Source organism: Roseibium sp. RP-7 (assembly GCF_053005225.1).
Genome location: NZ_JBRKQA010000001.1, coordinates 2,699,988 through 2,724,778, shown reverse-complemented (window position 1 = coordinate 2,724,778; position 24,791 = coordinate 2,699,988). Strand labels below are relative to the sequence as shown.

Sequence of the window (24,791 nt, the reverse complement as noted above, 5' to 3'; positions counted from 1 at the left end):
TCACTGCGGACTTGAAAAGGTTCGCCAGAAGCCTTTAGGAGTGGGCCGGGTCTTGCGCAAGACCCGGCCCTTTCCGTTTGCTCCAATCCCGGATGCCTCATGCACGACAATTCCATTCACTCCACCAAGATCGCGGTTATCGGTCTGGGTTATGTCGGTCTGCCCGTGGCGGTGGCCTTCGCTGCGAAGGGTTTTGACGTTCTCGGGTTCGATATAAACGAAAACCGCTTGCACGAGTTGCGCAGCGGTCAGGACAGCACGTCGTCTGTCGATGACGCGGATTTGCAGCAGGAAACGCTGGTATTTTCCAACAACGAAAAGGATCTGAGCGATAGGGATGTCTTGATCGTGGCCGTGCCGACACCTGTCGATCACGCCAAACGACCAGACCTTTCGCCTTTCAGAAACGCAGCGGCAACCGTCGGCCGCAATCTGAAACCAGGGGCCATCGTTGTCTTTGAATCTACCGTGTATCCAGGGGCAACCGAAGAGATCGCTGTTCCCGTCCTCGAGACGGAATCGGGGCTGCTCTTCAACAGGGATTTTGCCGTCGGTTATTCGCCAGAGCGCATAAATCCTGGCGATACCGAGCGAGGCTTTGCTGACATCACCAAAATCGTTTCGGGTTCCAGCCCGGAAACAGCCGAAACGCTCAATACGCTCTATGGAGCGGTTGTCACGGCCGGCATTCACCTTGCTCCGTCGATCCGCGTAGCGGAAGCGGCGAAGGTGATTGAGAACACGCAACGCGATCTCAATATTGCTCTCATGAACGAACTGGCGATGCTATTCCACCAGATGGGCATCGATACCCGGGACGTGTTGAAGGGGTCTTCGACCAAATGGAACTTCCTGCCGTTTCAGCCGGGACTGGTCGGTGGGCACTGCATCGGTGTCGATCCCTATTACCTGACCCACAAGGCACACGAGATCGGCATGACACCTCAGGTTATTCTGGCGGGTCGCGGTACCAACGAGGCAATGCCGGCATTTATTGCAGGCAAGATCATCCAGGAAAGCGTGAAGCTTGGCATGCCCATGCCTCCGAAAGTTGTCGTTCTCGGCATTACCTACAAGGCAAATGTGCCTGATACCCGTAATTCCAAGGTCGTCGATCTCATCAGGGAGCTGGAAAAGTTTGGAGCCCGTGTTCAGGTCTGTGATCCACTTGCACATCCCGATGAGGTTGCGGCCGAATATGGAATCACCCTCACCCGGGAAGAAGACCTCGATGCTGCGGACGTTGCCGTACTTGCGGTCCCGCATCGGCATTTTTTCCAGGATGAAACCGGTTGGCAGGTCCTGAAAGACGTTCTGAAAGATCAACGCGGCTTGGTCGCTGATATACCGGCGCTTTTGGATCGCTCCACTTGTCCGGAGGGAATCCAGCTCTGGCGCCTTTGATTCTACAGGACTATTTCCCGGTTTTGTTGTTCCGCGATACGCGTGACGAGAATTCGCAGTTCAAGGTCTGCTAAAAAACGGATCAAACTGCCGGGAATTGCGGCAAGGGTTTGCTCGTATTTTAGCAATCTGAAAAGGGTTTCGAGCCGTATACTATTCGGGTTTCAGGAAAGGAGACACCGAACATGGCTCATGCTCGTTTCTGGAAGATGGTGGCGGTGGCCGGCGTCAGCGCGTTGCTGGCTACAGGGTCTGTCCGCGCCGAAGAAGGCCTCGACAGCAGTGCCTTTCACAAGATCATCAAAAATCAGATGAGTGCCTTTGCGACGGGTAATGCCCAGGCAGCCTTCTCGTTCGCAACCAGTTCCTTGCAACAGCGGTTTCAAACGCCAGAGTTCTTCATGGAAATGGTGCGGCAAGGCTACCAGCCAGTTTACAAGCCTCAAAGCGTGACGTTCGGCCGGTCAAAAATGACCAAGCTCGGACCAACGCAGGAAGTCTATGTAACCGGCCCAAATGGCCAAAACTGGTTGGCTCTCTACAGTTTCGAGCAACAGGATGACGGCATTTGGAAGATTTCCGGCTGCTATCTGACGAAAGCGGACGGATTTTCCGCCTAGTCAGTTTCAGCCTGAGCCTGGATTGAGTGTGCCGGGTTACAGCGCGGCAATATCGCCGCGCGCCCAGTCTTCCTTGGTCTTTGAGTAGAAGTCTTCGAACGATCCGGCCTCGATCGCGTCGCGCATGCCCTGCATCAGGTACTGATAGTAGGCGATGTTGTTCCAGGTGAGCAGCATGCCGGCCAGTCCTTCGCCAGCCCGCACCAGATGGTGCAGATAGGCTCTGCTGTAGACGCTAGACGCGGGACAGGTGCTCGCCTCGTCCAGCGGGCGCGGGTCGTCCTGGTGACGGGCATTCTTGAGGTTGACCTTGCCATAGCGCGTATAGGCGAGACCGTGACGTCCTGCGCGGGTCGGCATCACGCAATCGAACTGATCAATCCCGCGCTTCACGCTTTCCAGAAGATCGTCCGGTGTCCCAACGCCCATCAGGTAACGTGGCTTGTCCATCGGCATAACTGGCGTCGTGATGTCGAGCATGCTCAGCATGACGTCCTGAGGTTCACCAACGGCCAGACCGCCAACCGAATAACCTTCAAACGGCATTTTGCCGAGTTCTTCTGCCGAGCGAATACGAAGGTCGGGTTGATCGCCACCCTGAACGATACCGTAAAGCCCCTGCCCTTTTCCTGGTCCACCCATGGCTTCGAACTGGTTGCGAGAGCGTTCTGCCCATCTGAGAGACAGCTCCATAGCTCTTTGGACTTCTTCACGGGGGCTCGGCAACTTGATGCACTCGTCCAGCTGCATCTGGATATCTGACCCGAGAAGTCCCTGTATCTCGACTGAACGTTCCGGTGTGAGATGGTACTTCTGACCGTCAATGTGGCTTTGGAAACGCACACCGTCTTCATCCAGTTTCCGCAGCTGAGCCAGCGACATCACCTGAAACCCGCCGCTGTCCGTCAGGATCGTGTGAGGCCAGTTCATGAAGGTGTGCAGTCCGCCAAGTCTGGCGACCCGTTCGGCAGTCGGGCGAAGCATCAGGTGATAGGTATTGCCGAGAACCACGTCTGCACCGGTTTCCCGCACCTGTTCCGGGTACATCGCCTTCACAGTTGCCTGAGTGCCCACCGGCATGAAAGCGGGTGTGCGCACGACACCGTGAGGCGTCGTGATTTCGCCGCGCCGCGCCGCGCCGTCCGTGGTGATCAGCTTGAAGCTGAAGGTCTTGCCGGATTTTTCGGTCATGATTGGTCCTCAGACAGCGCCTTCCTGCGGGAAAAGCAAGGAAGCGTCGCCATAGCTGTAAAAACGGTATTCCTGAGAAATAGCGTGTGCATAGGCACGCCGCATCGTGTCCAAACCCGAAAAAGCCGACACCAGCATGAACAACGTAGAACGCGGAAGATGGAAGTTGGTCATCAACGCGTCGATCGCCTTGAAGCGATAGCCGGGCGTTATGAAGATCGAGGTTTCACCCGCAAAGGCGGCGATGGCGCCACTTGCCTGGGCGGAGCTTTCAAGGATCCGCAGGGATGTCGTGCCGACGCTGACAACCTTGTTACCCCTTGCCTTGACGGCCAAAAGTGCAGCGGCAGTCTCTTCGGAGATTTCGCCCCATTCTGCGTGCATCTTGTGATCTGCCGTGTCTTCCGCCTTTACCGGCAGAAAGGTGCCGGCTCCGACATGCAGTGTTACGCGGTGCTGTTCGATACCGCGCTCGCTCAATGCCTTCAGCAGTTCAGGCGTAAAATGAAGACCCGCTGTCGGTGCGGCAACGGCACCGTCCTTTTCGGCAAATATCGTCTGATAGTCCTTGCGATCCTGGTCGTCTTCGCCACGCTTTTGCGCAATATACGGTGGCAAGGGTATGTGTCCAACGGATGCGATTGCAATGTCGAGATCAGGTCCGGACCGGTCGAAAGTCAGCAGTACTTCACCGCTATCACCCTTTTCGGTCACTTCCGCCGTTAGCCGTGTGCCGAACCCTTCGAAAAGGACAGTATCGCCAACTTGCAACTTCTTTGCCGGCCGGACGAAAGCCTTCCAGCGGTCCGGCCCGGTGCGCATGTGCAGCGTCGCCCCGATGCCCGCGGTAATGTCTCCTCGCAGGCGTGTTCCTTCAAGCTGTGCGGGTATCACCTTGGTATCGTTGAAGACCAGCGCATCACCGGGCTTCAGCAACAGCGGCAATTCGCGAACACCCGTGTCGGACAGTTCAGGTTCAGCACCTGGTTTAACGACAAGCATGCGAGCGGAATCACGTGGCCGAGCCGGGCGCAAGGCGATCCGCTCGTTGGGAAGAACAAAGTCGAATTGGTCGACACGCATGGTGATTTGCTACTGACGGATCTCTGGAAGGTTTCGGGGTGCGGCGCCATTCCATACCAGAGCGGCAACCGGACTTTCAGTCAGCGGCTCTTACTGGCGACGGCGGAGCAGGTCAACCGTCTGAGGGTACATCCAAAACAAAACAGCGCGGATGACTGATCCGCGCTGCATCGTTAAAGCCACTTTCAGGTGGTTCAGGCCGCGTCGGCCGCCACTTTCAAGGAGACGATATTATCCGGGTTGGAAACCGGTTCGCCACGCTTGATCTTGTCGACATTGTCCATGCCTTCGATCACTTCACCCCAGACGGTGTACTGACCGTCGAGCCAGGGTGCATCGGTAAAGCAAATGAAGAACTGGCTGTCACCGGAGTTCGGGTCCATTGCGCGAGCCATGGAGCATGTGCCGCGCACGTGCTTCTCATTGCTGAATTCCGCTTTCAATTTCTTGCCGGAACCACCAGTGCCAGTGCCCTGCGGGCAGCCGGTCTGTGCCATGAAGCCGTCGATTACGCGGTGAAACACGATGCCGTCGTAAAAACCTTCGCGGACCAGTTCCTTGATGCGTGCGACATGCGTCGGCGCGAGGTCCGGCTTCAGTTCGATAACAACCGGTCCCTGGCTGGTTTCCATGAGAAGGGTGTTTTCGGCGTCTTTGATTTCAGCCATCGAGTATCTCCTTGGGTATTTTCGAAATTGTAGTCGCGTGAACGTTATTGTGCGTCCGAGGCGACCTGCATCTTGATGATCTTGTCCGGATTTGCCGGCGGTTCGCCGCGGGTGATGTTGTCGACGAATTCCATACCGTCGACGACTTCACCGAATACGGTGTACTGGCCATTCAGCCAGTCGCCATCGCCGAACATGATGAAAAACTGGGAATTGGCGCTGTCCGGGCTAGCGGAACGCGCCATGCCGAGCGTGCCACGCTTGAACGGTGCGTTGGAAAACTCAGCCTTCAGGTTAGGTTCGCTGGAACGGCCCGTGCCGGTGCCCGTCGGGTCACCGGTCTGGGCCATGAAGCCATCGATGACGCGATGGAAGACGATACCGTCGTAAAACCCTTCGCGGGAAAGCTTCTTGATCCGCTCGACGTGAGCCGGAGCAAGGTCCGGACGAAGCTGTATGACGACGCGTCCGTCCTTCAAATCGAGATAAATTGTGTTTTCCGGATCGGTGCCTTGGGCACTGGCGGCCGAAGGCAGGATCAGAAGTGAAGCCAGAACGGCAAAAATTGCAAAAAAGCGCGACACTGGAGACTCCTAAGGTTCAGGTCTAGAGCTTGGCTTTGAATTACGCGCCGGGTTTCGCGCGCGATCTCAATGGTTCGGCAACCGGTTCCGGCACAAAAGCGGAAATTTCTCCGCCCATCTTCGCGATTTGACGTACCAAGGTGGCCGTGATGTGGCGCACGTTTGGGGAAGCCGGAAGAAATACCGTACGAATGTCAGGTTCCAGCGTGCCGTTCATGCCTGCCATCTGCATCTCGTAGTCAAGATCCGTCCCGTCCCGCAGACCGCGAACCAGGTAAGCGGCGTTTTGCTGGCGTGCCGTTTCGATGACCAGATTGTCGAAGGCGATGACATCAATCCGTTCAGCTTCCTCCGGAGTGAATTCCGAACGAGCCGACGCATGGATCAATTCGACCCGTTCCTCGAAGGAAAACAGGGGAGACTTGCCGGGGTGAATGCCGATGGCAACCACCACCTTGTCCGCCAGCGCAAGCGACTGACGCAATATATCCATGTGGCCATTGGTGACGGGATCGAAGGATCCAGGATAAAGCGCAATACGATTCATGGCACCTTCCTTACTCTGCCTGCACCTGCCTAACAAGTAGAACGCAGGCATGAACGCTTCTTTTGCCAGTAACTGACATTGTGTGACGACCGTCACAACTCTCTTTGCAAACCTAGGTCAAAGTGGCTCCATCGAAATCAATTGGCGTGAGCAGGAGCCAGCATCATGAGGAGCACTACTACAATCGACCGGACCGCAACGGCTATCGCGGTACGTCCTTTTGCCTTTCAGGCGAAGGCAATCGATCCGGCCGGACAATTCAAGATGGCCGCTATTTTCGTTCTGGCGTTGTTGACGATGATTGCCGCAGGCATGATGAGCATGCACCCGAGCAAAGCGTCTCAGGCAGAAGGTCTGACCAGCCTGGCAACGCAGGGACTTGCTTCCACCAAGTCCGACCGCGCTGTGCAAATTCCGGCATCAAAAGCATGTGAAACACAAGCTTGGGGCGCCTGGAGCGAAGACTGTGCAGCGGCACTGACCGGTGCGAACCGTGTTCGCAACGTGTCCTTCGTCACCGTCGAAAAAACGGCACCCACCGTAAATGAAACAATTCTGGCCCGTTACCCCGTGGCCAACTGAGCTTCGTCTCAGACCTCCCTCCCCGTAACGGCAAACAGCGGCTCAGGTTCCACCCTGGCCGCTGTTGTCGTTTTCAGGTCTAGCCAATCAGAGATCAGGCTTCCGGAGGCGTTTCATCTCCATCGGCGGAATCGTTCCCGGCTTCATTCTCACCCGGTTCAGCTGAACCTTCAGCTTCTCCTTCCAGGGCGTCTTCGAGGACGTCGTCTTCATCGACTTCGGAGATCCCTTCGACCGCAACGACCTTTTCGTCGGCTGCCGTCTTGAAGACGATCACGCCCTGGGTCGCACGCCCGGCGATGCGGATACCGTCCACCGGACAGCGGATCAACTGTCCACCATCCGTCACCAGCATGATCTGGTGGCTGTCTTCGACAGGGAAAGACGAGATCAGTCCGCCATTCCGGCTGTTGACAGCCATGGCCGTGATGCCTTTGCCGCCTCGGCCGGTGACCCGGTACTCGAACGAAGACGTCCGTTTGCCGTAGCCGTTTTCAGAGATGGTCAGGATGATCTGCTCGGCTGCACTCATCTGAGCGTAGCGTTCCTGAGGCAGATCGCCGGCAACTACGCCCTCTTCATCTGCACCATTACCGTTCTCATCTGCTTCACCACGCATTGCACGGGAAAGCTTCAGGTAAGCGGCGCGCTCTTCTGCCGTCACATCGATGTGGTGCAGGATCTGCATGGAGATCACACGATCCTCATCGGCCAGACGAATTCCGCGCACCCCGACAGAATTACGACCAGCGAAGACACGAACATCCGTTACGGGGAAGCGGATACACTGACCGAAGTTGGTCGTCAGCATAACATCGTCATGTTCAGAACAGGTGTCGACGCCGACAATCCCGTCACCGTCTTCCAGCTTCATGGCAATCTTGCCGTTGCGGTTGATGTTGACGAAATCGGACAGTTTGTTGCGCCGGATGGTGCCGCGAATGGTCGCGAACATCACATCCAGGTTTGCCCAGCTGTCCTCGTCTTCCGGCAATGGCAGGATCGAGGTGATCTGTTCGCCCTGTTCGAGAGGTAGCAGGTTGATCAATGCCTTTCCGCGCGAGGTCGGTCCACCGAGTGGAAGACGCCACACCTTCATCTTGTAACAGATGCCGCGCGAGGAGAAGAACAGCACCGGTGTGTGGGTATTGGCGACGAACAGCCTGGTGACGAAATCCTCGTCCTTGGTCGCCATGCCGGACCGGCCCTTGCCTCCGCGTCTTTGTGCACGGTAGGTCGCCAGCGGCACGCGCTTGATGTAGCCACCGTGAGACACGGTCACGACCATGTCTTCGCGCTGGATCAGGTCTTCTTCGTCGAAATCGGCGCCGCCCTCGATGATTTCGGTTCGGCGCGGAGTTGCAAATTCTTCCTTGATCTCAAGCATTTCGTTGCGAACGATCTCCTGTATCCTGGCCCGGGAGCGCAGGATGTCGAGATAGTCGGAAATTTCCGCACCGATCTTGTTGAGTTCTTCCTCGATTTCATCGCGGCCCATCGCCGTCAGGCGCTGCAGACGCAGATCGAGAATGGCTCGTGCCTGTTCTTCTGACAGTTTGTAGGTGCCGTCGTCCTGCACCATGTGGCGCGGATCGTCGATCAGAAGAATGAGCGATTCAACATCCTTTGCCGGCCAGTTGCGCTCCATCAGCTGCGCTCTCGCCGTTGCCGGGTCCGGTGCGCTGCGGATGAGCTTGATGACTTCATCAATGTTGGCAACAGCAATGCCCAGGCCCACCAAGATGTGGGCACGGTCACGGGCTTTCTTCAGCAGGTAGCGTGTGCGTCGCTGGATCACCTCCTCGCGGAAGGAGACGAAGGCGCGCAGCATGTCGGAGAGGTTCATCTGCTCCGGCTTGCCGCCGTTCAGAGCAACGATGTTGGCACCGAACGATGTCTGCAACTGACTGAAACGGTAGAGCTGGTTCAGGATCACGTCCGGAACCGCATCGCGCTTCAGCTCGATCACGACCCGCATGCCCGAGCGGTCGCTCTCGTCACGGATGTCCGAGATGCCCTCAATACGCTTGTCGCGCACCAGTTCGGCAATCTTCTCGATCATCGTCGATTTGTTGACCTGATACGGGATTTCCGTGACGATCAGTGCCGTCCGGTCCTTGCGTACTTCCTCGACGTCGACTTTCGCCCGCATGACGATCGAACCGCGAGCCGTTTCATAGGCACTACGGATACCCGACCGACCGAGGATCATGCCACCCGTTGGGAAATCCGGGCCTGGAACGATCTGCATCAGTTCTTCGAGTGACATCGCCGGATTTTCCATCACGGCAATGGCGGCATCGATCACTTCGCCCAGGTTGTGCGGCGGAATGTTGGTTGCCATGCCGACCGCGATACCGCCGGCACCGTTGACGAGGAGGTTCGGGAACTTGGCAGGAAGGACGACGGGCTCGCTCTCGGAGTTATCGTAGTTTTCCTGAAAGTCGACCGTCTCCTTGTCGATATCGTCCAGCAGTTTGTGGGCGACTTTTTCGAGACGGCACTCAGTGTAGCGCATGGCCGCGGCTGGATCGCCGTCGATGGAGCCGAAGTTGCCCTGCCCGTCAATCAACGGCAGTCGCAGCGAGAAATTCTGCGCCATGCGCACCAGCGCATCGTAAATCGCGCTGTCGCCATGCGGGTGATACTTACCCATGACGTCACCGACCACGCGGGCCGACTTGCGATAGGGCTTGTTCCACTCGTAGCCGTTTTCGTGCATCGAGTAGAGAATGCGCCGGTGAACCGGTTTGAGGCCGTCGCGGACGTCAGGCAGCGCACGCGACACGATCACGCTCATCGCGTAATCGAGATAGCTGCGCTTCATTTCATCGACGATGGAGACCGGTTTGATATCGGACGGAAGACCGTCAGTGGGCGTGCTGTTGTCCTGGTCAGCCAAGGAAGACACTCATTTCATTGTTATTGCTTGCTCTTTTATATCCGATTCAAGACGCCGCTCCAAATTCTCGGCGCTTTTCCACCTAAGTAATAGAGGTTTAATTTCAATGCCTTACGAGGAGTATACACAGGGGCCGAAAATCATTTGGCCTGAGAACATGCCACCACCTCGCAAAGCACTATAGTAAGGCGACAAAAGCGCCTTAAAAACCGGTCCGGGAATCGCCATGCTCGACTACTACATCAACGCCTTCGCGACCCTATTTGTCACCATTGATCCGGTCGGCCTGGCCCCGATGTTTCTTGCAATCACGGCTGGAATGAGCAAGCACGACAGGCGCAAGGTCGCCATTCGGGCAACCATTACGGCGGCGGCCATACTCCTTGTTTTTTATGCGTCCGGACAGACGGTGCTGAATGTACTCGGCATCTCCGTTTCCGCTTTCAGGGTCGCCGGAGGCATCCTGTTGTTCCTGATCGCGATCGAGATGATTTTCGGCAAGCGGCAGGCGCGTAAAACCGAAACCGCCGAAAAGGCGATGGAATCGGAAGCGCATCATGGAACGATCAATGAACTCGCCATCTTTCCTTTGGCGATACCCCTTATTTCGGGACCTGCGGCAATCTCCGCGATCATCCTGTTGTCCAGTCAGGCTCCGGATACCCTCGCCTATGCAGGCCTCGGCGGCGTCATCGCGATCATCCTGCTGAGTTGCATGGGTGCCTTTCTCTTGGCTGACAAGATTGAACGGCTCCTGGGAGAAACCGCACAGCTGGTTATCACCCGTCTTCTCGGCGTGCTGTTGGCAGCTCTATCCGTACAATTCGTTGCGGATGGCATTTTGGCCTTTATCCGCACCTGACTGAGGCAACGCTTAACGGTCCAGGTTCAACTTGTATTCTTGTGGCGAAACACCGTGCACCGTGTCTCGTGCTCGGATGATGACCTGTGACACGCCCTCTGGGATCGTGATGCCCGATTGGGATCGCGTGAAGGGTTGCTCGTCGACATGGGGGTGAAGGAGCACTCTCTCGCCTAAAAATTCTCCGTCTGGCGTAAAGACCTGCCAGAGGTCGGCGTAGTGATCCCAACCCGTATCGTCATGCCTGAGAGTTACTGCGAAGGTCCATGTGCCTGCAGATCCGGTTGCTTTTGCCGAGACAATCTCGACCTCACCTGCCCGTGCTGAGCAGGCTCCGAACACTAAGGACAGGAGCAACACCGCAAGCGCTGTCGAACATCTTAGGTTCATGACGCATTTCTCCCTTGGATTTCGCGGGAGCATCCTCGCAACGGGCCGTGGATTGACAAAGTCACGAATGCGTCAGGAGGCTCAATGGTTTGCGAGCGACAAACGAAACTCATCTGCCTGGAAAAACGTCAGCCTGCCTGCTGAAGGTGGCTGTCCCGTTTAAACCCTTTTGGCCAGAGCGTCTTGTTTTCGTTCCCCCAGCGTGCAAGGGCCTTCACCACCGGCTCCAGCGACACGCCAAGGTCGGTCAGTTGATATTCAACCTTCGGCGGAACAACAGGATAGACGGTCCTCACGATCAACCCGTCAGCTTCCATACTACGGAGTTGAGCGGTCAAGATCCGTTGTGTGATGTCCGGAAGCGCTTTCTGGAACTCGTTGAAGCGCATGACTTCTTTTTCCATCAACAGGAACAGAATGACGCCTTTCCACTTGCCGTCGATCAAACTGAGCGCTGCTTCGACAGCACAGCCCGGATGGCAGCCATAAACGTCCTTGACCAGTTTGGGTCCTGATTTCCTAACGGTATCCATTTTGTGCCTAAGGTTCTTTTTTGTCAGTTACGGCTAGAATTGTGCATTCTTGCGCCAAACAATTTTATGATCAATTTGATTGGTACGCAAATCAGGAGAACACAGCATGCGTGCCATCGGATTTTTTGAACCACTTCCTATTGATGACCCGAAGTCGTTGACTGATCTCGACCTACCAAGGCCGGTGCCTTCCGGAAAGGATCTTCTCGTTGAGGTCAAGGCTGTTGCGGTCAACCCAGTCGACACCAAGGTGCGGCAATCCCGATCTTCGCAAAACGGCGTGCCCGTCGTCCTTGGATACGACGCGGCAGGGATCGTCGCCGAAGTGGGGCCTGACGTTACCAGCTACAAGGTGGGCGATGAGGTCTATTATGCCGGCGACATCACCAGGGACGGAACCAACTCGGAGTACCATCTCATTGATGAACGCATTGTGGGCCGCAAACCCACGAGCCTGAGTTTTGCCGAGGCAGCAGCCATGCCCTTAACGGCAATCACCGCCTGGGAAGCCCTGTTCGACCGGCTCAAGGTGAAGGACGCGGTTCCGGCTGGTTCGAACACTCTCCTGATCATTGGCGGTTCGGGAGGCGTCGGTTCCATTGCGGTTCAACTTGCCCGCCAATTGACGAACATGACGATTATCGCAACTGCTTCAAGACCGGAGAGCCGTTCCTGGGTAAGCGAGCTTGGTGCGCATCATGTTCTCGATCATTCAAAACCGATGGCGCCTCAGATCGAAGCTCTGGGACTGGAAGCCCCCGGCTATGTTTTCTCGACAACGCACACAGAGCAACACGTGAACGATATTGCAGAACTGATCGCGCCACAGGGCCGTTTTCTGCTCATCGACGATCCCGACAACGTCAGCATTGGGCCCTTCAAACTGAAGGCGATATCGATCCACTGGGAGATGATGTTTACCCGTTCCATGTACCAGACGACAGATATGGATGAGCAACGCAAGCTGTTGAACAACGTCGCTGACCTTGTTGATGCAGGCAAGCTCAAGACCACATTGACGGAAGTGATTGAACCCATCAATGCAGATAATCTGCGCGTGGCGCATCAGAAGATTGAAAGCAACAAAACCATTGGGAAAATCGTTCTTGCCGGGTTTTAGGATCAAGTGATGCCGTTTAACAGGTGACACTTACGTCCTCTTGCACAATCAGGCCGCCGTCTTCATGCTTTCGCTGGAGGCTTGGAGATGGCGGAACACAACGTTGAAGACATTCGGATCAAGCTCTTGTCGCTCAAGTTCGAACTTGAAACATTGAGCGAATTGTCCGGGGAAGCCCGTGCCACGGTGGAGCTAGATCAGCAATCAGTCGGTCGATTGTCGCGTATGGACGCGCTTCAAGGACAAGCGATGGCACAGGCATCCGAACGGCAGCGCCGGGCGACAATCCAGAAAATCGACGCGGCCTTATCAAGGTTGGAAGCTGGCGAATACGGTGACTGCGTGGAGTGCGGTGAAGAGATTTCCGTGAAACGGCTACAGGTGGACCCGGCCGCAGCATTCTGTATCAAATGCGCAAGATAAGGGCACACATTTCACTCTCAGGCCTATCGCTCGAAATGTCGACGCAAGCCTGTCAGGAAATCCGACACTTTTCGTGAAATCTCAACCAGCGGGAACGCCTTCAGCCGAGATTCCGTCCAGTCTGACTGCGGAGCAAGCTGCATCTGCAGTTCGACTAGTGCTTGTCGTTCCCCGATACCAAGCGGAAGTTTTTCAGCCGCTGCCAGGAGCAGCAGTTTCTCATGAATTTGCCGCAGGACGGAAAGCGCCTCTCCCATCCGTTCCGTAAGTCCGGGATCATCCCGCCATGTGTGCCCGTGAAACACTTCCTGCGTCACACGTTGTCCTGCACCGTGACAATCATAGCTAATGCATCCACTGAAACCGAGACGCGACCTGTCATCGAAGATGGCACAACGTCCGCAGCTATCCAGGTTCGGGCAAACATCGCCTGCTGCCTTGTCGATACCAAAGGACTCGGATTGGTCAAATGCAAAGACAACACAGCAAAGGGCTGCACAAGAAGCACAGTCTGGTGTCAGGTCCGGATGCCGTGGTGTATTCATTCACGCTCAAATCTCAACAAGGCGCTGAGCCACCAATTTCGAGAGCTCGTATCGTGATCTTTCGAAAGCCTGTCGGGTATTCAAATCTATTAAGTTGAGCAATCCAGTCTCTTTTCAAGAAGAGACTTCTTCCCCGTCAACTCTGACAGCCATGAAGGACTTGGTCAAAAACAGGAACTTTTCCTGCTTGACGAGCGCATCATCGAAAAGCGCCTTGAACATGGACTTGCTCAGCAGGCGCGCGCTTTCGACGATTTCGACGGCCTCATCGGTATTGGCCCCCTTTGCCCAATGCCCCAGGGAAAAGTGAGCAACAAGCCAGACCCTTAAGGGCTTCGGCAGCCAATGGAAAAAGAGCGTCATGCAATGCGGCTCAATGGGAAACCAGAAATTTGGTGTCTGGACAAAATAACCGCCGTGGAAATCCCGGATATTTGACGCAAACCGCTTCATTTGCGCCCAGTCACCAACATGCTCGATTACGGAGTTTGAATGGATCAGGTCATAGTCCTGAGGGTCCAGGTAACTCCAGATGTCTTCTGTGGCATTACCTGTCAAAAAATCAAATCTCCCGTCTGCCTCAAAGGCTTGAGATCCCGGTAGATTTAAAAGGGTAATCTGTACGTTGTTGCGATCCAGAAAATCTTTGTCGATGATGTTCCAATATTGAACAGTCCCTCCAATATCTAGTATTTTTACACGGCCCTTCTCAGAAAACTTACTTTCTATCAATTCACAAAAATACTTAATTCTCTTTTTTCTAGCTGCTTTGCCGAGACTGAAGCCGTCATTTTCATATCCAGAAATAATTTTAGTTAATTTACTCACTTCAATCATTCCCATCTTTATTCGGCGAAGCAACTGACAGAGCAACAGTTTGTGGACTGTTTATATGAGCGCCTGCAAATATTCAGTTAATCGAAGCAAATTGCAGTTCGCTCACAGCATCGAGGCGCTATAAACAAAAGCAAATGCACGAGCACAAACATTGACCTTTCGCCAATGCATGCAGGCTCGACAATCGTTCGTGCAATCACATTCCTGCGTTCGCAGAGTTACCTGCGATATTTTGGTCCGCCCACGTCAAGACCCGCCAAGCGACGTCGGGTCCAAGTGATCCAAAGCCTTGCTTATTCCCACTCAATAGTGCCGGGTGGTTTTGACGTAATGTCATAGGTTACGCGGTTGATGCCCTGTACCTCATTAATGATACGGGTTGCCGTCTCACCCAGGAAATCATGCGTGAAGGGGAAATAGTCGGCAGTCATGCCGTCGACTGACGTCACGGCTCTCAACGCGCAGGCGTAGTCATATGTGCGGCCATCGCCCATGACACCGACCGTTCGCACTGGAAGGATGGCAACGAAAGCCTGCCAGATATCGTCATAGAGACCGTGCTTACGGATCTGGTCGATATAGACCGCATCAGCCTTTCGAAGAATTTCAAGTTTCTCGCGGGTGATTTCACCCGGACAACGAATGGCAAGTCCAGGTCCCGGGAAGGGGTGGCGGCCGATGAACTTCTCGGGAAGGCCGAGTTCGCGGCCAAGCGCCCGCACCTCGTCCTTGAAGAGCTCACGCAGCGGCTCGACCAGCTTCAGTCCCATCTTTTCCGGCAACCCGCCGACATTATGATGCGACTTGATGGTGACCGACGGACCTCCGGAGAAGCTGACGCTCTCAATCACGTCCGGATAGAGCGTACCTTGAGCGAGAAACTCAGCGCCCTCAATCTCATTCGCATGTTTCTGGAAAACGTCAATGAACAGTTTTCCGATGATCTTGCGTTTGGTTTCCGGGTCGGAAACACCGTCCAGCTCTCCCAGGAACAGTTCGCTTTCATCCGCATGGATCAAGGGAATGTTGTAGTTATCCCTGAACATTGAGACCACTTCTTCCGCCTCGTTCAGGCGCAACAAGCCGTGGTCCACGAAGACACAAGTGAGCTGATCCCCGATCGCCTCATGGATCAATACAGCAGCAACGGAGCTGTCGACACCACCGGACAGACCACAAATGACCCTCTTGTCACCGACCTGCTCGCGAATGCGCGCAATGGCGTCGTCCTTGTAGGCTCCCATAGTCCAGTCACCGGTGAAGCCGGCAAGTCGGACGAAATTCTCATACAGTTTCTTGCCGTTCGGCGTGTGGTGCACTTCCGGGTGAAACTGTACGGCGTAGAAGTTTCTCTCCTTGTCCGCGGTAATCGCGTAGGGAGCGTTTGGCGATGTGCCGAAGACCTCAAAGCCTGGTGCGATCCGGCTGACATGGTCGCCATGGCTCATCCAGACCTGTTCTTTCCCGTCGGCAAACCATCCATCCAGTATCGACAGTTTGTTCTCGACTGGTGTCACGAATGCTCTGCCAAACTCGGCCGTGCCGCCACCGCCGGAAATCTTGCCACCGTCAACCTGTCCACCCAGCTGCTGCATCATCACCTGTTGGCCGTAACAGATCCCCAGGATCGGAACGCCCATTGTGTAGACGCTTTCCGGCGGACGCGGTGAACCGGCTCGCGTAACCGAATCCGGGCCGCCTGAGAAAATTACCGCCTTGGGCGAAAACTCGCTCAAAAAGGCGTCGGTAACGTTCTGATATGGGTGGATTTCGCAGTAGACATTTAACTCGCGCAGGCGCCGCGCGATGAGCTGCGTGACCTGGGAGCCGAAGTCGATGATAAGAAGGCGCTGATGCTGGGTCATGGCCAGCTTCTAACCGGTCTTTTGAGTAAAATGAACCCGAATTTCACAGCTGATGCTGTCCCGCACAAGATTTTGCCGCCAACTCCTGTTCCGCGGCTTTCTTGTGTCGTAACTTTGGCGGGCAAATGTTTCCGGCGGACAAGCTGTGTACGGCTGAAATTCGCTTTTGACCGGCGCGCGCCTGCTCCTTAGGTTAACCATAAGCCCCCGTGCTTCGTCTCAGGTGAGACAAGCTGCTGGCAGGTGCTTTTAGGAAAACCGACCCAGATGACCGCAGCTGCCCGTAAAGCGTTTGAAGAAGCCGTAGCCCTTGAAAATGCGGGCAATCTTGACAGGGCGCTGGTGTCTTATCTGAAAGCCCAGGAACTGTCGCCGGACGACACGGAAATTGCCTACAGAACGGCATCCGCGTTGCTTCAGACCGGTTATCTTGACGAGGCGCAATCGCAGTTGCGCCGCATCGTGTTTGCCGAACCAGACCACCTGAATGCTCGCGCGAGCCTCGGGAACTGTCAGTTGCTGCTCGGTGACATGGCAAACGCTCGGCAAAATTTTGCTGATGTGCTCGCCCAAGCACCGGAAAATCGAAACGCGCTCTATGGTCTTGCCAGTGTTTTGCTGAAAGAAGACAAACCCGAAGAAGCTTCCGTTCCGGCCCGACGCCTGGTCGAGCTATTGCCGGATACGCCAGCTGTCTTGTCTCTTTTCGCAGACACACAGGCGCGTGTTGATCAAAAGGCAGCAGCGATCGCAGCTTATCGGAAAGCGCTGAAGGCCGATCCGGACTACGGTCCTGCACTAATTGGTCTTTCGCAGACATTGCTGCTGCGTAAGCGCTTTGACGAAGTGATCGAGCTGACGATCCGGGCAAGTGAGCGCGCGCCGGCAGACCCGCTTCCCCTGGACCTGTTGTCCGATGCACTCGCCGGGAAAGGCGCCTTGGAAGATGCTCGTGAAGCCGCGCTTGCCGCGTTGAAGCTATCTCCGAGATCAATACAGACTCACGTTCGGCTCAGCAGTATTGCGCGTAAGTTTGGAGATCATGGTGCAGCTCTGAAACACGCCCTGGCCGCGCACGATCTCGACAAATCAGCAAAAGAACCTCTGAATGCACTTGGAGCCGCCCTCGCCGCACTCAAATATTCCAACCAGGCCAGATCCGTCCTGACGGCCATGTCTCGAGGCGACGGTCTGGAGCCGGCTATTCGAGAACTGGTAGAAGGCCTGGTTGTCGCCGAAAGGAAATCACCGGAAGCAGGCCCAGTGAACTCCCCTGCGACTTCAGCAACGGAAGCACCCTCGTCAGATAATCCCGACGATGCTGCAAAAATCGCTCAAGAAAAAGAAACCAAACAGGAAATTCAACACCAGGAAAGCTTGGAGCCCGTGACTTCAAAGAAGTTACTCGCAACAGACGGCGATCAATTGCCGAACGTTCTTGGGCTGCGCCGTCAGGACAGATCCTGACAGCAAAAACTGTCTGATCTCACTGCACGCGCCGGAACAGGGCAATGAAGAAACCGTCCGTTTGGGTAGACCCGGGCGTCAGCAGAATGTCGCCACGGTCAGAAACGTATTTCGGGAGCCGTGCATCCGGCAGAGTTGTTTTCCAGATATCCAGCGCGGAATCAGACTGGAACGACGGATTTTGTTCCAGGAACCAGTCCGCCTGGGCCTGGTTTTCCTCACGCAGAACGGAACAGGTCGCGTAGGCAAGACGCCCCCCCGGCTTGACGTATCTGCTCGCGCTTTCCAGTACACGGCGCTGGTCTTCGATACGATCCTGCAAGGCCTTTTCCGCCAGCTTCCACTTGGAATCCGGCCGGCGACGCCATACGCCGGTCCCCGTGCAAGGGGCGTCGATAAAAACCAGGTCCATCTGATCGACGAGATCTTCGAGACTTGAAGTTGCCGGATCCCTCACCTGAATGTTTCGAACACCGGCCCGCTGCAGTCTTTCGTGGATCGGAGCAAGCCTGAGACGGTCGGCGTCATAGGCGTATAGCTGCCCCTTGTTCTGCATGGAGGCAGCCAGAGCCAGTGTCTTGCCACCACCGCCAGCGCAAAAGTCCAAAACCTGATCACCAGGTTTGGCTTGCGCAAGATGAGCCGCCAGTTGGCTGGCCTCGTCCTGCAATTCAAACCAACCCTTTCGATAGCCTTCCTCAGCCTGAACATGTGGCATGCGGCCAAGATCAGGCTTGGCCTCGATGCGCGCACCAACTGGTGACAGCGGTGTTGCCTTTGACCCGGTATGAGCCAGCCGCTTGAGAACCTTGTCCCGGTCAGATTTGAGCGTATTGGTTCTCATGTCGACCGGGGCGCGTGTTGCCAGCGCCTGGCCTTCTTCAATGGTGTTTTCGCCGAAGACGGTCTCAAAATGCGGCCAAAGCCATTCTGGAATATCTGCCTGTTCAAAAGGCGATGGCGTGCTGTCAGGCTCCTGCGAGAGGCAAGCGATTTCATCAGCTGACAATGCAGCCGGAGCATGATGATCCTGCTCAAGAACGTCACTTAACGCCTGCAGGCCTTTGCCCCAACTCAGGCAATAGGTCGCTAGAACGACGGCTCTTGCCGAACCGTCTTTCATTCTTGCACCAAGCGAAGCCTTGTTCCGAAGTGCGTCAAACACAAGATTGCCGATGACCGTCCGGTCACCGGAACCTGCAAACCGGTGCGCGGAACCCCAGTCTTTCAGGGCAAGCTGCACAGGCCTGTGCCGCATTTCCACTTCAGTCAGGACTTCAATTGCCGCCGCCAGGCGTCCGCCATCTTTCATGCTGTTCCTTTGCGGGGCGCCTGTTCCAAAGCGCCCCGATACCGAGTGGTTTAAACGTTGGACGGGTAATTTGGGCTTTCCCGTGTAATCGTCACATCATGGGCATGGCTTTCCCGCAGGCCTGCACCAGAGATCCGAACAAAACGCGCCTTTTCCTGGAAATCAGGAATGTTGCGGCCGCCAACATAGCCCATGGCAGCCCTCAAGCCACCTGCCAGCTGATGCAGAACGCTGCCAAGCGCACCTTTGTATGGCACCTGACCTTCGATACCTTCCGGTACAAGCTTGAGACTGTCGCGTACTTCCGCCTGGAAATAACGATCGGCCGAGCCACGTGCCATGGCGCCGACGGACCCCATGCCCCGATAGGATTTGTAGGATCGTCCCTGGTGCAAATAGACCTCTCCCGGGCTTTCTTCAGTGCCTGCCAGAAGAGAGCCGACCATGACAGACGCCGCGCCGGCGGCAATCGCCTTGGCCAGGTCGCCGGAAAATTTGATGCCACCATCGGCGACCACAGGTACGCCCTGCTTGTCCGCTTCGTTCACTGAATCCATGATGGCCGTTAGTTGCGGAACACCGACACCAGCGACAATTCGGGTGGTGCAAATGGAACCCGGGCCAATGCCGACTTTTACCGCATCTGCACCGGCATCAATCAAAGCCTTGGTTGCGTCACTGGTTGCCACGTTGCCTGCAAGTACCTGCACGGAATTGGAAAGGCTTTTTACCCGGCCGACCATGTCGAGGACCTTCTGGGAATGGCCATGGGCCGTGTCAACCACAAGAAGGTCCACACCTGCGTCGATCAGACGTTCTGCACGGGCAAACCCTTCCTCCCCGACGCTGGTTGCCGCTGCAACGCGTAACCGGCCCTGATCGTCCTTGGACGCATTCGGATTGAGCTGCGCCTTTTCCATGTCCTTGACGGTGATGAGACCGATACAGTTCCGGTTGTCATCCACGACCAGAAGCTTTTCGATGCGGTTCTGATGAAGGAGCCGCTTGGCGTCATCCTGGCTAACGTTCTCGTTGACAGTGACGAGATCGTCCTTCGTCATCAGTTCATGGATCTTCTGGTCGGGATTGGACGCGAACCGCACGTCCCTGTTTGTCAGGATGCCAACCAGCTTGCCAGTAGTCTGACCGCCTGCTCCGCCGTTTTGAACGACCGGAACGCCGGAAATGCCATACCGTTTCATCAGGTCAAGAGCGTCCTGCAGGGTCGCGTCCGGCCCGATGACCAGCGGATTGACCACCATCCCGGATTCGAACTTCTTGACCATCCGGACCTCCTCGGCCTGCTGGTCGAGAGAAAGGTTGCGGTGAATGACGCCAATGCCACCAGCCTGAGCCATGGCGATTGCCAGACGGCCTTCGGTAACTGTGTCCATCGCCGACGAGATGATCGGAATATTGAGTTCAAGTTCCCGTGTGACCCGGGTGCGCAGGTCAACTTCACCCGGCATGACTTCCGAGTGGCTAGGGATCAGCAAGACATCGTCAAACGTCAGGGCTTGCTGTCCAGTGGTAGGGACATAGAAGGATGCCATTGCCAATTCCCCTTTGTAAAAAAATAGCTGAGACGCACGCTTTGATCAAAAGCCTGCATCTTTCGAGTCGCTTCGGCTGTGCCGGAGAAGTTGGCGCGGGTCAATAACACGCAGGTGACAGAAAGAAAAGGGGGTGACGCCCGCTATGGGGCGTTCCCCCTGTCTCTCATGGCAAACCGGCTTCCCGGTCGAGTTGAAAACGGTTCAGTCCGGATCAAGATCACTTCCGCGAAAGCCCTTCGCGATCACATAAAGTTCCGGGCTTTCCTTGCGACTTGCCGGCGGTTTCAGATGGGCGACCGATTTGAATTCGCGTTTCAGGTTGTTAAGCAGTGCATTTTCCGTCCCGCCCCGAAAAACCTTCGCCAGGAACGAGCCACCCGGAACGAGGTTGCGTCTCGCGAAATCGATTGCGATCTCGAAAAGATGCGTCGTGCGCAAATGGTCGGTCTGCTTGTGGCCGGTGGTCGGCGCCGCCATGTCGGACAGAACGACATCGGGCTTGTGGCCACCGAGCGCTTCCAGCAAGGCGGCTGGAGCATCGTCGTCCAGGAAGTCTTTTTGCAGGAATGTCGTTCCTCGCACGTGGTCCATTTCCAGATAGTCGATCCCGACCACCTTGGGCGCTTCCACGGAGGACTGCACCCTTTCCACCGCAACCTGACACCAGCCACCCGGTGCGCAACCAAGGTCGACCACCCGGTAACCGGGTTTCAGCAATTTGTGCTTGTCGTCGATCTCTATCAGCTTGTAGGCAGCTCGCGACCTGTAACCGTCCATCTTCGCGCGGCGCACGTATGGATCGTTCAATTGCCTCTGCAGCCAACGCGTGGAGGATTCGCGCCGACCAGCGGACGTCTTCACCTTGACGTGGAGACCTCGGTCGCCTGTTCCCTTTTTGCCCTGACTCATGTTCTGTTCCCTTGGCGCCCGCGATTATGCCGAGAGCCGTTTTTGCGGTGCGACCAGACACCATCGGCCGCCATCAATTCTGTAAGAATACCTTCGCGAAGTCCTCTGTCCGCGACGCGCAGACGTGAGCAACTCCAGCGGCGGCGGATAGCTTCCAGGATGGCACAACCTGCCAGAACAAGATCAGCCCTATCCGCACCAATGCATGGATTATCCACGCGTGCCTCATAAGGCATGTCGCGCAGCTGATCAATCATTCTGGAGACGTCTCCATCTTCCAGCCAGGTACCGTCGACCCTGCGCCTGTCATAACGTTTCAGGCCCAGATGGACACCGGCCAGTGTGGTAACCGTACCAGATGTTCCGAGCATATGGACCCTGCCCGACGCGATAGCTTCGGTCAGGTTATTAGCAAGATTGAACGCTGCCAGATGTTCGGCGGCATCTTCAATCATGGCTTCGAAGATATCCGGTGTCACGTGAACACCGCCGTGCCGCTCTGCAAGGTTGACGACGCCGACCGGCAACGAGATCCAGGACCGGATGAAGCGGGTCAATGCATAGCCCCGTGCGCCACAACGGTTGCGCAGATCCAGCCAGACGATCTCCGAGGACCCTCCGCCGATATCGAACAGAATCACGCCATCGGCGTCGTGATCCACAAGCGAAGCGCATCCGGCGACTGCCAGGCGAGCTTCTGTCTCGCGGTTGACGACCTCGAGCGCCAAACCTGTCTCCGCCTTCACCCTTTCGATGAAGTCAGCTCCATTTTCGGCTGCCCGGCAGGCCTCTGTCGCGATAAGCCTTGAGCGCGCAACCCCTCTGTCGGCAAGTTTCCGGTGGCATTGGGCAAGAGCATCGATTGCCCGCTCCATGGCCGCATCGCTCAACATTCTGTTCGAGCCGACACCTTCTCCGAGGCGCACTATTCGGGAATAGGCGTCGACCACACGAAATCCGCGATCTTCAGGTCGGGCGATCAAAAGCCGGCAATTGTTGGTCCCAAGATCAAGCGCGGCATAAAGCGGTGAGTTGTTCCTGCCCGCAGTCCGATCATATGGTGCAGGATTACGAGAACCGTCGACCTGTTCCTTCCGGCTTGCCGACGGGCGATTTTCACCATCCCGTCGCACACGCAATTCATGATTACGGTGGGAGGGGGTACTGGTATTCTTTTCGAATGTCTTTGAGCTGACAACGATGTCGCCATCGTTTGTCCTTGCAACAGGTGCTGCTTCCGCTCCGTTGGCGGACTGTTTGCGCCGTCGGCCGCGCCTACGGGCTGCCTTCTTTCCCTTCAGGCTCGTCGTGGTGTCAGGTTGTCGTTCCGCACCATCCTGGTTCAGCCCACCTGCCTGGACGTTTTGCACGCCCTCCCCACCGGCTGCCCGCCCGCGCTTCCGTTTTTTGCGACGTTTCTGGGAAGTGGACGCACCCTCACCCTTTCGCGCAGGCTGTTCCTGCGCGGCGAGTGCTTGATCGACGGGTCCGGTCACAGCACTGGACGGAATTCGCCCGTCCGTATCAGGCACTCCGTTGACGACACCGTTTGCCTGTGTCGCAGAGTTGCCTTTGGGGCGCTTGCCAGACTTGCGCTTTCGGCGTCGTCTGGATGTTCCCCCGGGCTCCCTGGGAGCCCCGCTGGTTCCGGACACATCAGGGGTACGACGCCCTTTCTCGGGCGGTTCCTGACCTGACTGAGTCACGTTTTTGCCTTTCAGATCTCCAGTGCTGCCGCCGTTTTTCAAGGGGCGCTGCTGGGGACTGCGTCTTTCGTTGACAAAACTGTAACAGGTTGCCCCTCGTCGGAAAAGCTTTCCTTGAAACGAATGCATACAGTCTTTCGCGAGACTTTCCACAGGCATGCAATTTCACAAAAAAGTCGTCGACGGGTCTTGCAATCGTGAATGTGATGGATGTATATGCGGCACACCAATCGAGAGCGACCAATCATTTCGCCCTGTACCGACGATTGGCAGCTCGCCTTGTGAGCATTGTTGGGGAATAGGTTAACGGTAGACCCACGGACTCTGACTCCGTTAGTCCTGGTTCGAATCCAGGTTCCCCAGCCAACCTCTTCTTCTGAAAAAACTAGCCTGATGCTGAAGACACACGTGTCCGTGTCGGTTTGCAGCTAGTTCCGTTCGATCAAGTCGCTTGCCGTCTGATTACCTTGCTGGCACAGCGCAGTGCGCCATTTGCGTGGGCAAGGCTTTCCCAGCCGAAGACCTGCTTAGGATCGAAGCCGAGATCCTTCCAGATCCTGGCGTTCTCCGCATCGAATTCCGTGAACCTGCTGTCTTCGCTGAAGCATGGCAACCACATGATTGGTTTGCCATTTCCCTCTCGTACCGCATTTTCCAGAAAAACGTTGTTGTAGAGTCGCGGCCTGACCGAGTTCTTTACGTCGACCCCAAAGGGAACAGGATTGCGGATGATTTCGAAACCCTGGTCCCTCAACCAATGTTCCGACGCATCGAGAAGTCTCTTTTCCCGCTTTGCCTTGCTGATGGCCTCTGGGGCCACGGCCACTGGGTCTGCCAGCAATAACAAGTGCTTGCCGTTGTGGCGCAAACCTGTTGGAGAAACATATCTGTCGACATGGCTTTCGCACCGCTCAATGGTCGTAACCAGATCCGGCCGCAAATGATAAAATGGAAGGTCCCCGAGCAAATCATTCGCTGTTTGCCAGTCCAGGTCTCCCTCACGGTTAGAATCTGCAGTGTTCTTGCCGGCCCTGATTTCTTGAGCATCGACGGCAGGCTTTTCGAACAAGTCTTGCCTTCGGTATCCCCAATAGCAGACAGGTCTGTTATCGAGTTCACCGATACGCCGATCTGCGGCAAGCAAAGTGCTGTCACCGCCATACTTGTTGGAGGCTGATCTCAGTCGGCTTGTGTGACCGATGAGACGAAAGCCCTCACCAACGATCTGGTCTCCACCCGGCAAAAAGAGTGGGAGATCGTGGCAGGCGACAGAGAGGTGTTCGGCCAGTAACCTCGGCAAGATGCCCTTGGGCCAGTCGCATGCTGGAGCGGCAATACGCAGGTCGTTGCCTCGCATTTGTACCAGGATGGAATCCTGTGCCCAGATATCTGCACTTTCAAGCGGCCTAGCGCCTGCCAGGACAATGTCATAGCGACACTCGGTCTGTGTTTCGATCCAGCTTCTCGCAGCCGCCTCGTTAAAAGCATCCGCAAATGCCAGGATTGAAACACTCGAAGGCATGGCCTTGAGCAAATTTCCGATCGCGGCGAGTATCTTTTCGGCGTGAGGATTGCCGGGATCAAAAACCTTTTGAGGTAGTGAGATCGCTATCGTTTCAATCAGACCACCACAATCCGGCACGATTGACCATGTGGTCCTGGCTTTTACAATCTCCATTTTCATT

General features: G+C 55.9%; 22 protein-coding genes and 1 tRNA gene. 8 read left to right on the top strand and 15 right to left on the bottom strand.

The features are described from left to right. Positions 1-99 precede the first annotated feature (99 nt). Together ACVDG9_RS12245 and ACVDG9_RS12240 are read left to right on the top strand one after the other, a co-directional pair. Positions 100-1,404, top strand: coding sequence for a nucleotide sugar dehydrogenase (locus tag ACVDG9_RS12245; RefSeq protein WP_447238086.1), 1,305 nt, complete (start codon positions 100-102; stop codon positions 1,402-1,404). Between the two features lie 185 nt (positions 1,405-1,589). Continuing rightward, on the top strand, positions 1,590-2,024 hold the full coding sequence (locus ACVDG9_RS12240) for a DUF4864 domain-containing protein (protein ID WP_447238085.1): 435 nt from the start codon (positions 1,590-1,592) through the stop codon (positions 2,022-2,024). A 36-nt stretch (positions 2,025-2,060) separates the two neighbouring features. Here the strand turns inward: ACVDG9_RS12240 and tgt are convergent, their stop codons facing one another. From tgt to coaD, 5 genes are all read right to left on the bottom strand, one after another. Next, on the bottom strand, positions 2,061-3,215 hold the full coding sequence (gene tgt, locus ACVDG9_RS12235; RefSeq protein ID WP_447238084.1) for a tRNA guanosine(34) transglycosylase Tgt: 1,155 nt from the start codon (positions 3,213-3,215) through the stop codon (positions 2,061-2,063). Positions 3,216-3,224: 9 nt separating this feature from the next. Then, complete coding sequence (gene queA, locus ACVDG9_RS12230) at positions 3,225-4,298, bottom strand: tRNA preQ1(34) S-adenosylmethionine ribosyltransferase-isomerase QueA (RefSeq protein WP_447238083.1); 1,074 nt, start codon at positions 4,296-4,298, stop codon at positions 3,225-3,227. 194 nt (positions 4,299-4,492) lie between these two features. Next, complete coding sequence (locus ACVDG9_RS12225) at positions 4,493-4,957, bottom strand: peptidylprolyl isomerase (protein WP_208984268.1); 465 nt, start codon at positions 4,955-4,957, stop codon at positions 4,493-4,495. A 53-nt stretch (positions 4,958-5,010) separates the two neighbouring features. Next, a complete protein-coding gene (locus ACVDG9_RS12220) occupies positions 5,011-5,550 on the bottom strand; it encodes a peptidylprolyl isomerase (protein ID WP_022998658.1) in 540 nt (179 codons plus the stop codon). A gap of 40 nt (positions 5,551-5,590) precedes the next feature. After that, positions 5,591-6,097, bottom strand: coding sequence for a pantetheine-phosphate adenylyltransferase (gene coaD / locus ACVDG9_RS12215; protein ID WP_022998659.1), 507 nt, complete (start codon positions 6,095-6,097; stop codon positions 5,591-5,593). Positions 6,098-6,262: 165 nt separating this feature from the next. On the opposite strand from coaD, the gene ACVDG9_RS12210 reads away from it, so the two are divergent. Continuing rightward, positions 6,263-6,679 carry a hypothetical protein gene (locus tag ACVDG9_RS12210; protein ID WP_022998660.1) on the top strand — a complete coding sequence of 139 codons (417 nt, stop codon included), beginning with the start codon at positions 6,263-6,265 and terminating at the stop codon, positions 6,677-6,679. A 94-nt stretch (positions 6,680-6,773) separates the two neighbouring features. Here ACVDG9_RS12210 and gyrA read toward each other — a convergent pair whose 3' ends face one another. Continuing rightward, positions 6,774-9,506, bottom strand: coding sequence for a DNA gyrase subunit A (gene gyrA / locus ACVDG9_RS12205; RefSeq protein ID WP_447238306.1), 2,733 nt, complete (start codon positions 9,504-9,506; stop codon positions 6,774-6,776). Positions 9,507-9,807: 301 nt separating this feature from the next. Here gyrA and ACVDG9_RS12200 point away from each other — a divergent pair, with 301 nt between their 5' ends. Next, complete coding sequence (locus ACVDG9_RS12200) at positions 9,808-10,443, top strand: MarC family protein (RefSeq protein ID WP_022998662.1); 636 nt, start codon at positions 9,808-9,810, stop codon at positions 10,441-10,443. 518 nt (positions 10,444-10,961) lie between these two features. Here ACVDG9_RS12200 and ACVDG9_RS12195 read toward each other — a convergent pair. Further along, entirely contained in the window at positions 10,962-11,366 is a 405-nt protein-coding gene (locus ACVDG9_RS12195) for a winged helix-turn-helix transcriptional regulator (RefSeq protein ID WP_022998664.1), read from the bottom strand. A gap of 106 nt (positions 11,367-11,472) precedes the next feature. Between ACVDG9_RS12195 and ACVDG9_RS12190 the strand changes: the two genes are divergently transcribed. Together ACVDG9_RS12190 and ACVDG9_RS12185 are read left to right on the top strand one after the other, a co-directional pair. Next, positions 11,473-12,486, top strand: a complete 1,014-nt coding sequence (locus ACVDG9_RS12190; protein ID WP_447238082.1) for a zinc-binding alcohol dehydrogenase family protein — start codon at positions 11,473-11,475, stop codon at positions 12,484-12,486. A gap of 87 nt (positions 12,487-12,573) precedes the next feature. Next, positions 12,574-12,909 (top strand): TraR/DksA family transcriptional regulator, encoded by a 336-nt coding sequence (locus ACVDG9_RS12185; protein WP_447238081.1) that lies wholly within the window; start codon positions 12,574-12,576, stop codon positions 12,907-12,909. A gap of 23 nt (positions 12,910-12,932) precedes the next feature. Here the strand turns inward: ACVDG9_RS12185 and ACVDG9_RS12180 are convergent, their stop codons facing one another. The 3 genes from ACVDG9_RS12180 to guaA form a co-directional block, all read right to left on the bottom strand. Further along, positions 12,933-13,226: a hypothetical protein gene (locus tag ACVDG9_RS12180; RefSeq protein WP_447238080.1), complete on the bottom strand. Its 294-nt coding sequence runs from the start codon at positions 13,224-13,226 to the stop codon at positions 12,933-12,935. A gap of 342 nt (positions 13,227-13,568) precedes the next feature. Further along, positions 13,569-14,291, bottom strand: a complete 723-nt coding sequence (locus ACVDG9_RS12175) for a class I SAM-dependent methyltransferase (RefSeq protein ID WP_031268507.1) — start codon at positions 14,289-14,291, stop codon at positions 13,569-13,571. Positions 14,292-14,584: 293 nt separating this feature from the next. Further along, complete coding sequence (guaA, locus tag ACVDG9_RS12170) at positions 14,585-16,156, bottom strand: glutamine-hydrolyzing GMP synthase (protein ID WP_062488775.1); 1,572 nt, start codon at positions 16,154-16,156, stop codon at positions 14,585-14,587. Positions 16,157-16,423: 267 nt separating this feature from the next. On the opposite strand from guaA, the gene ACVDG9_RS12165 reads away from it, so the two are divergent. After that, the gene (locus ACVDG9_RS12165) at positions 16,424-17,623 is read left to right on the top strand and encodes a tetratricopeptide repeat protein (protein WP_286188995.1); all 1,200 of its coding nucleotides are present in this window, start codon (positions 16,424-16,426) and stop codon (positions 17,621-17,623) included. Between the two features lie 19 nt (positions 17,624-17,642). Here ACVDG9_RS12165 and ACVDG9_RS12160 read toward each other — a convergent pair whose 3' ends face one another. From ACVDG9_RS12160 to ACVDG9_RS12145, 4 genes are all read right to left on the bottom strand, one after another. Continuing rightward, the gene (locus tag ACVDG9_RS12160; protein WP_447238079.1) at positions 17,643-18,935 is read right to left on the bottom strand and encodes an RsmB/NOP family class I SAM-dependent RNA methyltransferase; all 1,293 of its coding nucleotides are present in this window, start codon (positions 18,933-18,935) and stop codon (positions 17,643-17,645) included. Positions 18,936-18,985: 50 nt separating this feature from the next. Continuing rightward, positions 18,986-20,488 (bottom strand): IMP dehydrogenase, encoded by a 1,503-nt coding sequence (gene guaB, locus ACVDG9_RS12155; RefSeq protein WP_447238078.1) that lies wholly within the window; start codon positions 20,486-20,488, stop codon positions 18,986-18,988. A gap of 204 nt (positions 20,489-20,692) precedes the next feature. Next, the gene (locus ACVDG9_RS12150) at positions 20,693-21,400 is read right to left on the bottom strand and encodes an RlmE family RNA methyltransferase (protein WP_447238077.1); all 708 of its coding nucleotides are present in this window, start codon (positions 21,398-21,400) and stop codon (positions 20,693-20,695) included. Continuing rightward, positions 21,397-22,770: a Ppx/GppA phosphatase family protein gene (locus ACVDG9_RS12145; protein WP_447238076.1), complete on the bottom strand. Its 1,374-nt coding sequence runs from the start codon at positions 22,768-22,770 to the stop codon at positions 21,397-21,399. The genes ACVDG9_RS12150 and ACVDG9_RS12145 overlap by 4 nt, the downstream gene beginning before the upstream one ends. Positions 22,771-23,398: 628 nt before the next feature. Here ACVDG9_RS12145 and ACVDG9_RS12140 point away from each other — a divergent pair. Continuing rightward, positions 23,399-23,472 (top strand) — tRNA-Gln (locus tag ACVDG9_RS12140). Positions 23,473-23,548: 76 nt separating this feature from the next. Here the strand turns inward: ACVDG9_RS12140 and ACVDG9_RS12135 are convergent. After that, a complete protein-coding gene (locus ACVDG9_RS12135) occupies positions 23,549-24,790 on the bottom strand; it encodes a hypothetical protein (protein ID WP_447238075.1) in 1,242 nt (413 codons plus the stop codon). Position 24,791 lies beyond the last annotated feature (1 nt).

What these genes read in the sequence shown, in the direction of transcription:
- coaD (WP_022998659.1), bottom strand. Translation starts at nt 6,097, where the DNA reads ATGAATCGTATTGCGCTTTATCCTGGATCCTTCGATCCCGTCACCAAT.
- ACVDG9_RS12190 (WP_447238082.1), top strand. Translation starts at nt 11,473, where the DNA reads ATGCGTGCCATCGGATTTTTTGAACCACTTCCTATTGATGACCCGAAG.
- ACVDG9_RS12195 (WP_022998664.1), bottom strand. Translation starts at nt 11,366, where the DNA reads ATGGATACCGTTAGGAAATCAGGACCCAAACTGGTCAAGGACGTTTAT.
- ACVDG9_RS12185 (WP_447238081.1), top strand. Translation starts at nt 12,574, where the DNA reads ATGGCGGAACACAACGTTGAAGACATTCGGATCAAGCTCTTGTCGCTC.
- ACVDG9_RS12135 (WP_447238075.1), bottom strand. Translation starts at nt 24,790, where the DNA reads ATGAAAATGGAGATTGTAAAAGCCAGGACCACATGGTCAATCGTGCCG.
- guaB (WP_447238078.1), bottom strand. Translation starts at nt 20,488, where the DNA reads ATGGCATCCTTCTATGTCCCTACCACTGGACAGCAAGCCCTGACGTTT.
- ACVDG9_RS12150 (WP_447238077.1), bottom strand. Translation starts at nt 21,400, where the DNA reads ATGAGTCAGGGCAAAAAGGGAACAGGCGACCGAGGTCTCCACGTCAAG.
- queA (WP_447238083.1), bottom strand. Translation starts at nt 4,298, where the DNA reads ATGCGTGTCGACCAATTCGACTTTGTTCTTCCCAACGAGCGGATCGCC.
- tgt (WP_447238084.1), bottom strand. Translation starts at nt 3,215, where the DNA reads ATGACCGAAAAATCCGGCAAGACCTTCAGCTTCAAGCTGATCACCACG.
- ACVDG9_RS12165 (WP_286188995.1), top strand. Translation starts at nt 16,424, where the DNA reads ATGACCGCAGCTGCCCGTAAAGCGTTTGAAGAAGCCGTAGCCCTTGAA.
- ACVDG9_RS12210 (WP_022998660.1), top strand. Translation starts at nt 6,263, where the DNA reads ATGAGGAGCACTACTACAATCGACCGGACCGCAACGGCTATCGCGGTA.
- gyrA (WP_447238306.1), bottom strand. Translation starts at nt 9,506, where the DNA reads ATGAAGCGCAGCTATCTCGATTACGCGATGAGCGTGATCGTGTCGCGT.
- ACVDG9_RS12245 (WP_447238086.1), top strand. Translation starts at nt 100, where the DNA reads ATGCACGACAATTCCATTCACTCCACCAAGATCGCGGTTATCGGTCTG.
- guaA (WP_062488775.1), bottom strand. Translation starts at nt 16,156, where the DNA reads ATGACCCAGCATCAGCGCCTTCTTATCATCGACTTCGGCTCCCAGGTC.
- ACVDG9_RS12160 (WP_447238079.1), bottom strand. Translation starts at nt 18,935, where the DNA reads ATGAAAGATGGCGGACGCCTGGCGGCGGCAATTGAAGTCCTGACTGAA.
- ACVDG9_RS12240 (WP_447238085.1), top strand. Translation starts at nt 1,590, where the DNA reads ATGGCTCATGCTCGTTTCTGGAAGATGGTGGCGGTGGCCGGCGTCAGC.
- ACVDG9_RS12175 (WP_031268507.1), bottom strand. Translation starts at nt 14,291, where the DNA reads ATGATTGAAGTGAGTAAATTAACTAAAATTATTTCTGGATATGAAAAT.
- ACVDG9_RS12200 (WP_022998662.1), top strand. Translation starts at nt 9,808, where the DNA reads ATGCTCGACTACTACATCAACGCCTTCGCGACCCTATTTGTCACCATT.